Source organism: Azospirillum brasilense, assembly GCF_003349955.1.
Classification (GTDB): Bacteria; Pseudomonadota; Alphaproteobacteria; order Azospirillales; family Azospirillaceae; genus Azospirillum; species Azospirillum brasilense_B.
This window is the reverse complement of sequence record NZ_QLKQ01000082.1, coordinates 15,702-30,099: the sequence shown is the minus strand read 5'-3', so window position 1 is coordinate 30,099 and position 14,398 is coordinate 15,702. Positions and strand designations below refer to the sequence as shown.

The 14,398-nt window shown below is 68.2% G+C and carries 13 protein-coding genes and 1 tRNA gene; 4 read left to right on the top strand and 10 right to left on the bottom strand.

Annotated elements, in window-relative coordinates:
• Positions 1–52: 52 nt before the first annotated feature.
• The 3 genes from DXK32_RS32395 to DXK32_RS26640 form a co-directional block, all read right to left on the bottom strand.
• Positions 53–802, bottom strand: a complete 750-nt coding sequence (locus DXK32_RS32395) for a hypothetical protein (protein ID WP_162801359.1) — start codon at positions 800–802, stop codon at positions 53–55.
• A 236-nt stretch (positions 803–1,038) separates the two neighbouring features.
• A tRNA-Ser gene (locus tag DXK32_RS26645) sits at positions 1,039–1,129 on the bottom strand.
• Positions 1,130–1,246: 117 nt separating this feature from the next.
• On the bottom strand, positions 1,247–2,050 hold the full coding sequence (locus DXK32_RS26640) for an alpha/beta hydrolase (RefSeq protein WP_114861275.1): 804 nt from the start codon (positions 2,048–2,050) through the stop codon (positions 1,247–1,249).
• Between the two features lie 42 nt (positions 2,051–2,092).
• Between DXK32_RS26640 and DXK32_RS26635 the strand changes: the two genes are divergently transcribed.
• On the top strand, positions 2,093–3,334 hold the full coding sequence (locus DXK32_RS26635) for a glycosyltransferase family 4 protein (protein ID WP_114861274.1): 1,242 nt from the start codon (positions 2,093–2,095) through the stop codon (positions 3,332–3,334).
• 37 nt (positions 3,335–3,371) lie between these two features.
• Entirely contained in the window at positions 3,372–4,247 is an 876-nt protein-coding gene (locus DXK32_RS26630) for a TIGR01459 family HAD-type hydrolase (protein ID WP_114861273.1), read from the top strand.
• A 25-nt stretch (positions 4,248–4,272) separates the two neighbouring features.
• Here the strand turns inward: DXK32_RS26630 and DXK32_RS26625 are convergent, their stop codons facing one another.
• Positions 4,273–4,650, bottom strand: coding sequence for a ribbon-helix-helix domain-containing protein (locus DXK32_RS26625; RefSeq protein WP_247877366.1), 378 nt, complete (start codon positions 4,648–4,650; stop codon positions 4,273–4,275).
• A gap of 212 nt (positions 4,651–4,862) precedes the next feature.
• Between DXK32_RS26625 and DXK32_RS26620 the strand changes: the two genes are divergently transcribed.
• Together DXK32_RS26620 and DXK32_RS26615 are read left to right on the top strand one after the other, a co-directional pair.
• Positions 4,863–6,011, top strand: coding sequence for a hypothetical protein (locus DXK32_RS26620; protein WP_114861272.1), 1,149 nt, complete (start codon positions 4,863–4,865; stop codon positions 6,009–6,011).
• Positions 6,012–6,019: 8 nt separating this feature from the next.
• The gene (locus tag DXK32_RS26615; protein ID WP_114861271.1) at positions 6,020–6,718 is read left to right on the top strand and encodes a hypothetical protein; all 699 of its coding nucleotides are present in this window, start codon (positions 6,020–6,022) and stop codon (positions 6,716–6,718) included.
• On the opposite strand, the gene DXK32_RS26610 is transcribed toward DXK32_RS26615, so the two are convergent.
• The 6 genes from DXK32_RS26610 to DXK32_RS26585 all read right to left on the bottom strand — a co-directional run bounded on the left by DXK32_RS26610 (position 6,715) and on the right by DXK32_RS26585 (position 14,168).
• Positions 6,715–8,556, bottom strand: a complete 1,842-nt coding sequence (locus DXK32_RS26610; RefSeq protein ID WP_114861270.1) for a transglycosylase domain-containing protein — start codon at positions 8,554–8,556, stop codon at positions 6,715–6,717. The two genes, DXK32_RS26615 and DXK32_RS26610, sit on opposite strands and share 4 nt — an antisense overlap.
• Before the next feature lie 177 nt (positions 8,557–8,733).
• A complete protein-coding gene (infC, locus tag DXK32_RS26605) occupies positions 8,734–9,261 on the bottom strand; it encodes a translation initiation factor IF-3 (protein WP_038529535.1) in 528 nt (175 codons plus the stop codon).
• Positions 9,262–9,345: 84 nt separating this feature from the next.
• Positions 9,346–11,310, bottom strand: coding sequence for a threonine--tRNA ligase (gene thrS, locus DXK32_RS26600; protein WP_114861269.1), 1,965 nt, complete (start codon positions 11,308–11,310; stop codon positions 9,346–9,348).
• Positions 11,311–11,461: 151 nt separating this feature from the next.
• A complete protein-coding gene (locus DXK32_RS26595) occupies positions 11,462–12,670 on the bottom strand; it encodes an EAL domain-containing protein (RefSeq protein ID WP_114861268.1) in 1,209 nt (402 codons plus the stop codon).
• 50 nt (positions 12,671–12,720) lie between these two features.
• Entirely contained in the window at positions 12,721–13,794 is a 1,074-nt protein-coding gene (locus DXK32_RS26590) for a quinone-dependent dihydroorotate dehydrogenase (protein ID WP_114861267.1), read from the bottom strand.
• Complete coding sequence (locus DXK32_RS26585) at positions 13,791–14,168, bottom strand: DUF952 domain-containing protein (protein ID WP_114861266.1); 378 nt, start codon at positions 14,166–14,168, stop codon at positions 13,791–13,793. Before DXK32_RS26585 ends, DXK32_RS26590 begins: the two co-directional genes overlap by 4 nt.
• Between the last annotated feature and the right edge of the window lie 230 nt (positions 14,169–14,398).

Below are 14,398 nucleotides of genomic sequence, written 5' to 3'. Positions count from 1 at the left end.
AGCTCGCCATGATCCAGCAATGCATGCGCGTCAAATGGCCGTCAGACAGGACCTAGCGCTTTTCCAGCGTGTCCTTTTCAGATTTTGAGGAGTCAACGTTCGCAGGTTCGGCGTTCACAGAATCGGCTTTCACAGACTCGGCTTTCACAGGCGGCTTAAATATATTGTAAATATCCTTATAATTTGACAGCGCAACAGATATTACAGCAGACGCAATAATACCGATAATAGCCCACCTTTTAGTAGCCTTAATGCTAGACTCGCCTTCTTTTCTCAAAGGACTAATAAGAGCCTTGTACGCTTCCGTATAGTGAGAGGCCAAGAGGCTAATAGAAACAGTATGCTCGTGAATTTTCTTAATTTCCGGTTCTATCCCCTTTAGCGCAGGGTTAGATTGAGTCTTTCTGTTAATATCCAACATCTCCTTTTCCATTTTCCTAATATCGGATTGGAGCTTAAACGGATCAAAATCCAACATTCCCGATATCTGCTCTTGCAGATTAACCTTATCAACAACCAATTGGTTTCTTTCCTGATTTATTTCCTCCAACATTTCACCAAGTACTTTGGCTGCTTGTTCGGTCTTGAGATTGACCCAAGCGAACTCCGCAAAACCCTCTCCTCCGAAACCATCAAACGTAAGCGCCCCACGGGCCTGCAAGTCATGGAAGTGAGAGTCTAGACGATTTTGGCTGTTGCAGATTTCAAGAAGCGCATCGTTCGGCAGGTCAACCTGTCCCCCTTGCTCCATAATTTTGAGAATTATTTTCGCTTGGACGAGGGTGTTTTCGTAGCTCTTCATGGCTGTTCTGCTGAATCTCATGGGTGGGGCCTTCGAAAGAAGGTATGGCGCCAAAGGGCATAGCCTAATAGCACGGCACCGTATGCATGCGGAACAGGTGCTGACACGGCGAGTTTCATCCACCCGCGTCCGCTAGCAGCGGCATCAATCCGCCGCAAAGTGTGGGGCAAACTGTGGGAAAATGAAAAAGGCTAGAGCGGATTTTCTAGGAAAATCAACACTCTAGCCCGATTTCGTGGCGGAGGGAGAGGGATTCGAACCCTCGATACCCTTTTGGGGTATACACACTTTCCAGGCGTGCGCCTTCGACCACTCGGCCACCCCTCCGCAGAGGCCGCGTTTATATCCAGCCCGAAGGCGGCGCGCAAGCCCCTGAAATCACTTTTTTGGAAAAATCTTGCACCGTCTTCTGGATGATCCGCGAGGCGGATCGAAGCCCCCGTCTCAACCGAGACCGCGGACCAGATCGGCCACCGTGCGGCACAGCAGGTCGATGTCCTGGTCGCGCGACAGGCGATGGTCGCCGTCCTTCACCAGCGTCACCCGCACGTCCGCGCCGCTCAGCCGGTCGGCGAGAGTCAGGCTGACCTGCCAGGGCACATCGGGGTCGGCCATGCCGTGCAGCAGGCGCACCGGCTTGTCGAAGGCGATCGGCTGGCGCAGCAGCAGGTGGTTGCGCCCCTCCTCGATCAGGGCACGGGTGATCGGCTGCGGCTCCGGCCCGTAGTCGGACGGGCGCAGCCAGCGGCCCGCCTCAAGGATCTCGCGGCGGACGGACTCGTCGAAGATGTCCCACATCAGGTCCTCGGTGAAGTCCGGGGCGGCGGCGATGCCGACCAGACCGGCCACCCGCTCCGGACGGCGCAGCGCGGTCAGCAGCATCATCCAGCCGCCCATCGAGGAACCGACGAGGATCTGCGGCCCCACCGTCACGCGGTCCAGGACGGCCAACGCGTCGTCGGCCCACAGCCCGATAGTGCCCTCGTCGAACCGCCCGCTGGACGCGCCGTGCCCCTGATAGTCGAAGCGGGTGAAGGACAGACCCTCGCCCGCCGCCCAGTTCTCAAGGGCCAGCGCCTTGGTGCCGGTCATGTCCGACATGAAGCCGCCGAGGAACATCACGCCGGGGGCCAGCCCTTCCGGGTCGCGGCCCGGGGTGTGACGATAGGCTATGGTCGCGGCGCCGCGCTTCAGGCTATGGTGCGCGCCGCCCGGCGACGGGACGGGGCCGGCTGCGGGTTCGGTCATTTCGGACACCTCTGTGGGCCAGGACTTTAGGAATCTGTGACTATGGACGTCGAATCCCAGCTTAGCACCGGCGAGGACCCGCACAACCCGGCCGACGCCTTGGCGAAGGGCGCCTTCGCGGCGGCCGGCCGCCGGCCCGTCGTTCTCCAGGTGCTGCCGGCGCTGGTCACCGGCGGGGCCGAGCGCGGCTGCATCGACGTGGCGCTGGCGCTGGCGCAGGCCGGGGCGCTGCCGCTGGTGGCGTCCGAGGGCGGGCCAATGGCGGCGGAGCTGGACCGCGCCGGCATCCGCCACATCACCCTGCCGCTGGCCTCCAAGAATCCTCTGGTCATCCGCCGCAACGCGCGCAAGCTGGAGGCGATCATCCGGGAGAACGGCGTGGACATCGTGCACGCCCGCTCCCGCGCCCCGGCCTGGAGCGCCTGGCTGGCCTGCCAGAAGACCGGCGCGCGCTACATGACCACCTTCCACGCCCCGTACAATTACAAAAACGGGCTGAAGCGCTGGTACAATTCGGTGATGGCGCGGGGCGAGCGGATCATCGCGATCTCCGATTTCATCCGCCGCCACATCCTGGAGAACTACGCGGTCGACCCGGCGGTCATCCGCACCATCCACCGCGGCATCGACCCGCTGTCCTTCGCGCCGGAGCGGGTCAGCTCCGCCCGCATGATCCAGCTCGCCCAGAAATGGCGGCTGCCCGACGACAAGCCGGTGATCCTGCTGCCCGGCCGCCTGACCCGCTGGAAGGGCCAGACGGTGCTGATCGACGCGCTGGCGAAGCTGGGGCGCAAGGACGTCTGCGCGCTGCTCGTCGGGTCCGACCAGGGCCGCACCGGCTACCGGCAGGAGTTGGAGGAGCAGGTGCGCCGCGCCGGGCTGGAGGGCGTGGTCACGATGACCGACCATTGCAACGACATGGCCGCCGCCTACCGGCTGTCCACCGTCGTCGTCTCCGCCTCGCAGGAGCCGGAAGCCTTCGGGCGGGTGATCGCCGAGGCTCAGGCCATGGGCCGCCCGGTGATCGTCTCCGCCATCGGCGCCTATCAGGAAACGGTGATTCCCGGCGAGACCGCCTGGGTGGTGCCGCCCGCCGATCCCGACGCGCTGGCCAAGGCGCTGGACGAGGCGCTGTCCCTGACGACGGAGCAGCGCGACGCCATCGGCGCCCGCGCCCGCGCCTTCGTCGCCGAGCGCTACACCAAGCAGCGCATGTGCGCCGACACGCTGGCCGTCTACGCGGAGCTTCTCGCCGAACCCCGGCGCGCCCCGCAAGGCCGCTGAACCACCCCCTTTCCCGCCCGTCACACCTGCGGACCTCATGACCGACATCGTCCAGCTTTCCGGCATCGCCCCCGTCATCGACCGTTACGACGGGGTCATCCTCGACCTGTGGGGCGTCCTGCACGACGGGGAACAGCCCTATCCGGGCGTGCCGGACTGCCTGGACCGGCTGCGCGCGGCGGGCAAGGTGATCTGCCTGCTGTCCAACGCGCCGCGCCGCACCGGCGGCGTCATCGCCAAGCTGGACGGAATGGGGATCGGGCGGGAGCGCTACCACCACGTCATGACCTCGGGCGAGGCCGCCTACGAGGCGCTGCGCGACCGCGAGGACCCGTGGCACGCCGCTCTGGGCCGGCGGCTGTTCCACATCGGCCCGGACCGCGACCGGGACGTGTACGAGGGGCTGGACTACACGCTGGTCGCGTCGCCGGACGAGGCCGATTTCGTGGTGAACACCGGCATCGTCGATTTCGGGGAGTCGCTGTCGGTCTACGAGCCGGCGCTGGAGGCCTGCCGCCGCCGCGCCCTGCCGATGGTCTGCGCCAACCCCGACCTGATCGTGATGGTCGGCGAGCAGATGGTCATCTGCGCCGGCACGCTGGCCCAGCGCTACGAGGCGATGGGCGGCGACGTGTTCTGGCACGGCAAGCCGCACGCCCCGGTCTACGACCGCTGCCTGTCGCTGATGGGGATCAAGGACAAGCGGCGCATCCTGGCCTTGGGCGACAGCCTGCGCACCGACGTCGCCGGGGCCAACGCCACCGGGATCGACGTGGCCCTGGTCACCTTCGGCATTCATCGGGAGGAGCTGGGCGGCGCCTGGGGTGAGGCGGTGGACCCGGCCAAGCTGGCTGCCGCCGCGGCCGCATCCGGCCATCAGCCGACCTACGCCCTGCCCAGCCTGCGCTGGTAGGACGGACGGAGTCCCGTCCCTTCGGTCAGTCGAAGGGCGGGATGGCGTCGTCCATGGCCTTGCGCAGAATGCTGGATGGCCCGTCTTCGGAGAAGCCGCGGCTTCCGATGGCGTTGCGGAAATAGCTGACGATGAAGACCCGGATGGAAGCGGTCAAATTCGCTTCCCCGCGCCTTTGATCGATCTGCGTGCAGATGTCGTTCAGCGTCAGTCCTTCGCGCTCGCAGATTTCCTTCAAGGAGTCCCAAATGTAGGGCTCCATTCGAAGACTGGTGCGTCGACCGGAAACCTTGACATTGCGACAGACCAGGACCGGCCCTTCCTTGTTCCCCTGTCTGTCCGCCATATTGTTGCCCTTGGTCCCCTGCCGTTGCGGAAAGGCGCTCGCGTTTCCGGCGAGCATACATTCACTTGTATGATGATATTGCAAGCGGCGTGTGCGCACAAAGCCAATTTCGACCGGGGGTCGCGATCCCGGCCCCGGGTTCACCGTTCCAGCCACCGCTCGGCGCCGGCCCGGGCAAAAGCCGCTTCCCTTCGTTGGCGCCTTCGCTGTACCAGTGCCTGGACGAACCGGCACAAGCAGTGGTGGTCACTTCCGGTGGAGAACGAGCGATGGTGCGACCGGGGGCGTGGGGGATCGCGGTGACGCTGATGGCCGGGCTGGCGCCCGGGTTGGCTCCCGTTCCATCCGCCCGCGCGGCCGATCTGCCCATCGACCGCATCCGTGCCGAGGTGTCGCGCCTCGTCCCACCCCTGTGGACCGTCGAGGAGATGACGGCGGACCCGGTTCCCGCCCCGGCGCCCGACGGCAAGGGCGCGGCGAAAACCGTCGAGTCGCGGAGCGCCGTCCGGATCGCGGCCAAGCTGCGGCTGGCCAAGCCGACTTACACGGTGGAAAGCCGCGACGGCGCCGTGACCTTCATCCGCCCCGTCGCCGAGGCCGGGTTGGAGAAGACACTCACCGCCACCGCGCTCGCCACGCTCGGCCCCAATGGCTGGAGCGCGCGCATCGAGTTGCGCAACCCGGAGGTGCTGGAGGGCATCGGCCAGCCGCTGGAGGAGCTTCCCGGCCGCCCGGTGCTGGCCGGTTCCGCCGAGGCCAACCGCCTGCGCGACCAGATCGCCCGCGACGCCGAGGCCCGCGGCGCCGAGGAGGACGCCCGCCGCCGCCGCGAGGAGGATCTGCTCGCCCGGCAGGCCGCCGCGACCAAGGCGGAGGAGGAGCGCGCCGCCACCGAACGGCGGCAAGAGGAGGTTCGTGCGGCGCGGATCGCCGACCTGCGCACCCGGATTCAGGGCGCCGACCGCCCGGCGCGGATCGCCGCCTACGAGGCGGCGCTGGGCGGCAACGACCCGGCGCTGCGCCAACTCGCCCTGGAGGCGGCTCTGCAGAGCCGCGACCCGGTGCTGGGCAATCTGGCGCTGAAGGACTGGATCGCCCGCCGCAAGGCGGTGCCGGTGCAGCTCTACGCGACGAAGGAGGACCCGCATTCGGAAACGGTGCTGAACAATCTGGGGCCGCTGACGCTGGAGATCGACTCCGTCAACCCGGTCAACGGCGCGCTCGCCGGACGGCTGGGCGCCCCCGGCTACAGCATCGCCAAGCCTTCCGCCGCCGTCGGCGCGCTGGCGCAAACCACCCTGACGGTGAACGCCTACGGCTGCGCCCTCTCGCTGCGCCTGACCGAGCAGCAGACCCTGGACGGGCTGTTCCGCTGCCAGACCCTGCCCGCGCTCATCGCCCGCGTCACCGTGGATTGAGGCGGCGGATGCGCCGGCTCGCCCTTTCCCTCCTCGCCCTGCTGGCGTTGTTCGGCAGCCCCCCGGCGCGGGCGGACGAGGCCGAGCCGACCTTCACGCCGCGCCCGCCGCCGACCGCCGTTCTGCCCCGGCTGACTCCGCTGGGGGCGGCGGGGAAGATGGCGCCGCAGGGTCTGGCGCCGTTGCTTCCTGTGCCGCTGTTGACCGCGCCCGTGCCTGCGCCCGCGCCATCAACGGCGGCGGCGGCGGCGGCGACGACGGCGGAACCGGCCATCACCGCTGTTCCCGCGGCGGAGCCCCCGGTGCCAACCACTTCCGACACCTTTGCCGCCCCGCTGCCGGCCCGCAAGCCCTCCGGCCCCGCCCCCACGGCGGTCGCGGACAGCCCGCCGGCCAACCGCTTCAAGGGCGGCTACGCCAAGGCCTCGAAGGAGGATCGCGGCTGCGCCCTGCCCGGCCATATCACCGAGGAGCGCAGCGCCGACACGCGCCGCCCGGCCATCGCCGTGGGGACGCGGGTGCGCGTCCGTGCTGCCGCGAACCTGCGCGTCGCCCCCTTCTGCGATGCCAAAGTGGCGGACGTCCTGGAGCGGGGGGAGACGGTCACCGTGATGGCCGCCTTCGGGTCCTGGTACGAGGTCGGGCGAAACGGGCGGGCGCTGGGCTTCGTCGGGGCGTCCCTGCTCGCCGGGACGAAGAGCCGCTAACCCTTCACCCGCGCCGCCTCGACCATGAAACGGCGCCAGATTTCCGCCGGAACGGAGCCGCCGGTCACCCCCTTCATCGGTGTGTTGCCGTCGTTGCCGACCCACACCCCCACGGTCAAGCCGCGCCCGGCCACGCCATCGGCGAAGCCGATGAACCAGGCGTCCCGATAGTCGTTGGTGGTGCCGGTCTTGCCGCCCGCCCCACGCTTGGCAAGCGCCGCCGGCAGGCGGGCCGTCTTGCCGGTGCCGTCCCGCATCACCTCGCCCAGCATCGCCTTCAAGGTGGCGGCGGTCTGCGGGTCGATCACCCGGTCCGCCGTGCGCGGGGTGTGGCTGTAGATCGTCCGCCCGGCGGGATCGCCGATGCGCTGGAACAGATAGCCATCGACCTTGCCGCCGCCGTTGGCCACCGCCGCGTAAGCCTGGGTGATCTCCAGCAGCGATACCTCGCTTACCCCCAGAGCGAGGCCGAGATCGGGCTCCAGCGGCGACTCGATGCCGAGACGGCGGGCGACGGCGGCGATCTCCTCCGCATGGCCGCGGGTCAGCCGGGCCGACGCCGTGTTGGTCGAGTGGGCGAAGGCGTCGGCCAGCGTCAGCGAGGAGGGATAGCGGTTGTCGAAGTTGCGGATGGCCCGCCCGTCGGTGAACTCCATGCGGGAGCCGTCGACGGGGGAGTCCGGGGTCAGCCCGCGCTCCAGCGCCGCCAGAAAGACAAACAGCTTGAAGGCCGAGCCGGGCTGGCGGCGCGCCTGGAGCGCGCGGTTGAAGTGGTCGCGCCGGGCCGCCGCGTCGCGCCCGCCGATCATCGCCAAAATCGCCCCGTCGCCGTCCAGCGCCACCAGGGCGACCTCCGCGTCCCCCAGGTTCTTGGCGTGGCGCTTCAGGGTGGTTTCCACGCTGCGCAGGGCGGCGGCCTGGAGGTCGCGGTCGAGCGTGGTGCGCGCCGTGAAGGTCGGTCCCGGACGGTCGCCGCCGTAGCGGTCGGCGGCGAAACGGTCGAAGCGGGCCTTGGCCGTCTCGCGGAAATGGCCGGTGGACAGCACCGCGGCCTTGTTGGCGGCGGCCAGCATCGGGCGCTGGCGCTTGGTCTGCGCCGCCGTGCGTTCGGTGATGAAGCCCACGTCGGCCATGGCGTCGAGCACGAGGGCGGCCTTGGCCTCCGCCTTCTCCAGATCGGCGAAGGGATTCAGGCGGGAGGGGGCGGGCAGCGCGCCGACGAGCATCGCCGACTCCTTCAGCGACAGCTTGCCCGCCGGCTTGCCGAAGAAGACGCGGGCCGCGGCGTCCACCCCGTACGCGCCGAAGCCGAAATAGGCGCGGTTGAGGTACAGGTACAGGACGTTCTTCTTGCCGAGCTGCTCCTCGAAATCGCTGGCGCTGTACAGCTCGTACGCCTTGCGGGACCAGCGGTTGTAGCGGTTGAGGAAGATCAGCTTCATCGTCTGCTGGGTCAGCGTGCTGCCGCCCTGGCTGAAACGGCCGGAGGTCACCGCCACGGCCAGCGCTCGGGCCAGCCCCTGGAAGTCGATGCCGTCATGCTCCAGATAGCGCCGGTCCTCCTTGGCGATCAGCGCCTGGATCAGGTGCTTCGGCAGCTTCTCCAGGGTCAGCGTGTCGCCGTACGTCTCGCCGATGGAGCCGATGAAGCGGCCCTGCCGGTCGAGGAAGCGCACGCCGTGGCCGCGGTTGTACGCCAGCACGTCGTCGACGGTCCGGAACTCGTCCCCGAACAGATCCATTGCCTGGACGGGCGGCGGCGCGGACAGGCCGGACAGCAGCGGCAGCGCGAGCGTCAAGGCCAGGGCGGCGCGGCGGAGCAGGGATGGTCGGGGCATAGGCCGGATGTTGGAGGCGGGATGAGCCTCACGTCGGCGCGCCGTCCCGCTTCCGCAATGCCGCTACCCCGTAATTGCGGAGCGGCGCAACGGTCCCTCCGCGCAACAAAAAAGCCCGCCGGAACCGGCGGGCCTCTTTGGAATGCGTATGCCCTGCCGAAGGGTCACCTCGGCGCCCTATCTCGGCGCCAGGACCATGACCATCTGGCGGCCTTCGAGCTTCGGCATCTGTTCGACCTTTGCCAACTCGTCCAACTCGTTGCGCACGCGGACCAGCACGTTCATGCCGAGATCCTGGTGCGCCATCTCGCGCCCGCGGAAGCGCATGGTCACCTTGACCTTGTCGCCTTCCTCAAGGAAGCGGCGGGCCGAGCGCATCTTCACGTCGTAGTCGTTGTCATCGATGTTGGGTCGGAGCTTGATCTCCTTCACCTCGATGATCTTCTGCTTCTTGCGCGCCTCGGCGGCCTTTTTCTGCGCCTCGTACTTGTACTTGCCATAGTCGAGGATCTTGCAGACAGGCGGTTCCGCTTGCGGAGCGATCTCGACGAGGTCGAGACCCGCATCCTCAGCGGCCAGCAGCGCATCGCGCAGCGAAACGACGCCCACCATCTCGCCGTCGGCACCGACGAGACGGATCGAGCGAGCCGTGATCTCCCGGTTTACCCGCGGTCCATCGCGGGTCGGAGCGGCTTCGGACGGTATCCTGGCTATGGACGCTTCTCCATGACTGGAAACCCACCGTGGCGCGACCTCCCGGAGGAAGGCCCGCCCGGACGGTGCGGTCGGTTAAAACGGCGAATCGAAGGCGGCGGCGCCCGCGGGGGACCGCGCCTCCTCACTCAGTTTATTGAGCGCCGCGTCGAGGGCAAGAACTTCCTGATCCTTGCCACCGAGGGTACGCAGCGCGACGGTCCGCTCCTCCGCCTCGCGCTTGCCCACGACCACCAGGACGGGAACCTTCTGAAGGCTGTGTTCGCGGACCTTCAGGTTGATCTTCTCGTTCCGGGTGTCGAGTTCGGCGCGGATGCCATGGCGCTTGAGCAGGCTGACGACCTCCCGCCCATAGCCGTCGGCCTCGTTGGTGATGGTGCAGACCACCGCCTGGACCGGGGCGAGCCACATCGGGAACTTGCCGGCGTAATGCTCGATCAGCATGCCGATGAAGCGTTCCAGCGACCCCAGGATGGCCCGGTGCAGCATCACCGGACGGTGGCGGGCGCCGTCCTCGCCGATGTAGGAGGCGTCCAGCCGCTCGGGAAGGTTGGGATCGTACTGGAGCGTGCCGCACTGCCAGGTGCGCCCGATGGCGTCGGTCAGGTGGAATTCCACCTTCGGGCCGTAGAAGGCACCCTCGCCGGGCAGGTCCTCATACTCCAGCCCCGCGGCGTCGAGCGCCTGGCGCAGCGCACCCTCCGCCCGGTCCCACAGGTCGTCGGAGCCGGTGCGCACGTCGGGACGCAGCGCCAGCTTCACCGCGATCTTGTCGAAGCCCAGGTCCCGGTAGACGCCGAGCTGGAGCTTGAAATACTCCGCCGCCTCGCTCGCCACCTGCTCTTCCGTGCAGAAGATGTGGGCGTCGTCCTGGGTGAAGGCGCGCACGCGCAGGATGCCGTGCAGCGCGCCCGACGGCTCGTTGCGGTGGCAGGCCCCGAACTCCGCCATGCGGATCGGCAGGTCGCGGTAGGAGCGCAGACCGTGCTTGAAGATCTGCACGTGGCCCGGACAGTTCATCGGTTTGATGCCGAGCATCTTCTCGCCGTCGTCGGCCGAGACCTTGAACATGTTGTCGCCATACATGTCCCAGTGGCCCGACGCCTTGAACAGCGAGCTGTCGATGAGCTGCGGCGTCTTGACCTCGACGTAGTCCGCCTGGCTCAGCTTGGTGCGGATGTAGGTCTCCAGCGTGCGGAACAGCGTCCAGCCCTTCGGGTGCCAGAAGACCGAGCCGACGGCCTCCTCCTGCACGTGGAACAGGTCCAGCTCCTTGCCCAGCCGGCGGTGGTCGCGCTTCTCCGCCTCCTCGAGCTGGTGCAGGTAGGCCTTCAGCTCCTTCTCGTCGCGCCAGGCGGTGCCGTAGATGCGCTGGAGCATCGGGTTCCGGCTGTCGCCGCGCCAGTAGGCGCCGGCCACCTTCATCAGCTTGAAGCCGTTGCCGACCTTGCCCGTCGTCGGGGCGTGCGGGCCGCGGCACAGGTCCAGCCAGTCGTCCTGGCGGTAGACGCTGATGTCCTGGTCGGCCGGGATCGCCTCGATCAGCTCGGCCTTGTAATGCTCGCCGAGCTTCTTGAAGTAGGCGACCGCATCGTCGCGGGTCCAGACCTCGCGCACGATGGGAACGTCCTTGGCGACGATCTCGCGCATCTTCGCCTCGATCTTCTGCAGATCGTCGGGCGTGAAGGGCTCCTCGCGCGCGAAGTCGTAATAGAAGCCGTTGGCGATCGCCGGACCGATGGTCACCTGCGTGCCCGGATAGAGCTTCTGCACGGCGTCGGCGAGGACGTGGGCGGCGTCGTGACGGATGACCTCCAGCGCGTCGGGATGACTGCGCGTGACGATCTCGATCTTCGCGTTGGTGGTGACGGTGGTGGTGAGGTCCTTGACCTCGCCGTCGAGCTTGACGGCAAGCGCATCCTTGGCAAGGCGCGGCCCGATGGACTGGGCAATCTCAAGCCCGGTCACCGGCCGGTCGAACTCCCGCACGCTGCCATCGGGAAGCGTGATGGCGATGTTGGACGTCACCGAAGTCACCATTTGACTGTTTGCATCGCACCCGGCGGATGCCGGGAGGCGAAATCTCTAATGCGGGCGGGCTTTCTGTCAAGGGCGCCGGGGGCATTTCCGGCGCGAATCCGCCGCCCGGACGGCGAATTTTCTTGCAATATTAATTCACGGCAAAATTGTCTCAGGCCGGCCTGCGCGCGGGCCTCGGTTCGCCGAACCGGTAGCCCTGGCCGAAATCGATGCCGCTGCGCAGGATCGCGTCGAACTGCGCCTCCGTCTCGATCTTCTCGGCGATGAGGTCGATCCCCGTGCCGTCCAGGCGGCGGCGCAGCGCCTCGACGCGCGGCGCCAGGGCGGGGTCGAGCAGCAGGGCGCAGTCCAGCTTCAGATAGCGGACCTCGTGGCGCAGCAGCGCGTCCACGTCGATGTCCAGGTCGCTCACCCGGTCCATGGAAAAGCGGAAGCCGATGCGGGCGAGCTGCGCCAGAATGCCCATCGTCACCGGCCCGCCCGCCCGCAGCTCCTGCTGGCTCAGCTCGAACACCAGCTTGGACGCCAGCGTCTGGTTCCCGGCCAACAGATCGAGGAACTGACGCATGAATTCCGCGTCGCCGAGGGTGGCGGCGGACATGTTGCAGAAGAAGCCGATGGCGTGCTGGCGCCGCTCCGTCTCGCGGATGAGCTGGATGCAGCGGACCAGCAGGAGATTGTCGATGGTGGCCATCAGCCCGGCGCGCTCCGCGATCTCCAGATAGCGGTCGGGCAGGATCAGCGACCCGTCGGCGGCGCGCACGCGCGAGAACACCTCGAAAAAGCGGTGCTTGCCCTGGGGCAGGCTGACGATCGGCTGGAGGTGGACGTCGATCCGGTCGGCGGCCAGCGCGTCGCGCACCGCGTCCAGAACGGCGGCGGCGTCCATCGGCGAGGCCGCGCCGACGGCCGGAGACCGCGGGTCCGGCGGGCGCGGGGCCCGGAACGCCGCCTGGAACGCCGCCGGGGAAGGCCGCGGCGGGTCGGCGGAGTCGGACGGCCGGGATTCGCCGAGCCGGGCGACCAGCGCGTGCAGGAGCTTCACCTCCTGAAGGACGGCTTCGTGAGCGGCGGCGGAGTCGCCGCCGGCCTCGTCCGGCGCGGTCCGCCGGTCCAGCCGTTCAGCCAGCGCGTCCACGCTCTTCTGAAGACGGTCCAGGCGGCGCAGGGTGTCCCGCTCCCGGCGGGCCAGCCGGCGGTGCAGATCCACGACGGCGCCCGCCAGGAGGACCAGCCCGCCGCCGAGCCACCCCACCACCGGATCGGTGCCCGGCGACAGCTCCGGCAGGCCGAGGACGACCGAGGCCGCCGCGGCGACGGCCAGCCCATGGATCAAGGCCGACTTGATCAGGGCCGCCATATCAGGGCCGCCATATCAGGGCCGCCATGCGCCGGTTCCCCCCGGCCCGCTCAGCGGTGATCCGCCCCCACCGCGTCGCTCAACGAGGCGAAGCCGTCGCGGCGCAGCAGGGCGGCGAGGTCGCGGCGGATCGCCAGCACCAGCGCCGGCCCGGCATAGACCATCGCGGAGTAGAACTGCACCAGCGAGGCGCCGGCGCGGATCTTGGCGTAGGCGTCGGCGCCCGACGCGATGCCGCCGACCCCGACCAGCGGCACCTTGCCGCCGGTCAGCCCGTACATCTCGCGCAGGACGGCGGTGGAGGGCGCGAACAGCGGCCTGCCGGACAGGCCGCCGGTTTCCGCGCGCAGCGGTTCCGGGATCTCCGCCGGCCGGGCGATGGTGGTGTTGGACACGATCAGCCCGTCGATGCCCGTTTCCAGCGCGACCGCGGCGATGTCGGCCTTGTCCTCGTCCGTCAGGTCGGGGGCGATCTTCAGCAGGACGGGCGGCGCCTTGGCCAGCTTGCAGGCGGAGCGGGCGTCGAGGACGCGGCCCAGAAGGGTGCGCAGCGGGTCGCGCCCCTGGAGCGCGCGCAGACCCGGCGTGTTGGGGGAGGACACGTTGACGACCAGATAATCGACCAGCGCCGCCACCCGGGTCACGCCGAGGACGTAATCGTCTGCGGCCTCCACCGTGTCCTTGTTCTTGCCGAGATTGGCCCCGACGATTCCCGGCGCCTTGCGTCCGCCGGACAGCCGCCGCTCCAGCCGCTGGGCGAAGGGCTCCAGCCCCTCGTTGTTGAAGCCCAGGCGGTTGATGACGGCGCCCTGCTCCGGCGCGCGGAACAGGCGCGGCTTGGGGTTGCCGGGCTGCGGGCGGGGGGTGACGCTGCCCGCCTCGACGAAGCCGAAGCCCAGACGCAGCATGGCGTCGACCACCTCGGCGTTCTTGTCGAAACCGGCGGCGAGGCCGACCGGGTTGGCGAAGTCCAGCCCCATCACCGTGGTCCGCAGGATGGGGTCGTCCTTTTCCCGCACCGGCGGCATCAGCCCGCTCGACAGGGCCTTGATGGTCAGCCCGTGCGCCGTCTCCGGATCGAAGCTGCGCAGGACGGGGCCGACGATGGGAAACAGGTCGATCACGGTGTGGTGTCCTTGAAGGCGGCGTCCTTGACGGTCGCCGGAAAGAGGTGGCGGCCGTCCGGCCCCAGCGGCAGCGGATCGGCGCGCAGCACCGCCGCGGGCGGCAGCGGGCCGTAGAGATGGGGGAAGAGCTGGCCGCCGCGCGACGGCTCCCAGCGGAGGGCATCGCCCAGCGCGGCGCCGTCCACCGTCAGCAGGACGAGGCCGTCCTGACCGGCGCGGTGCTTGGCGGCGCTTTCCTCGACCTGGGCGCCGGTGGAGAAGTGGATGAAGCCGTCCGCCGCATCCTGCGACGAGCCGTGGTAGGCCCCGGCGGCGAGCGCCCGCTCCCACTCCGCGGCGCGGCACATATGAAAGATGATCCGTTCAGTCATGGCACGGCGACCTTAGCGCAAAGCCGGCCGCCGAAGCCAGCCGTGGCAAATTCGGGAGGGCCGGGGGACCGTTGATAACTTCAGAATGGGACGTTGCGCTGTTTGCTTCGCAATTTGCAAATGTGGCTTTGGGAATCCCGCAGCATTTTGCAGAAGGAAAATTCCCCGTTCCGCCGGACTCCACCCCGGCGACCACACGGAAAAGCCGCAGAATCAAGGATTCCCCGGGA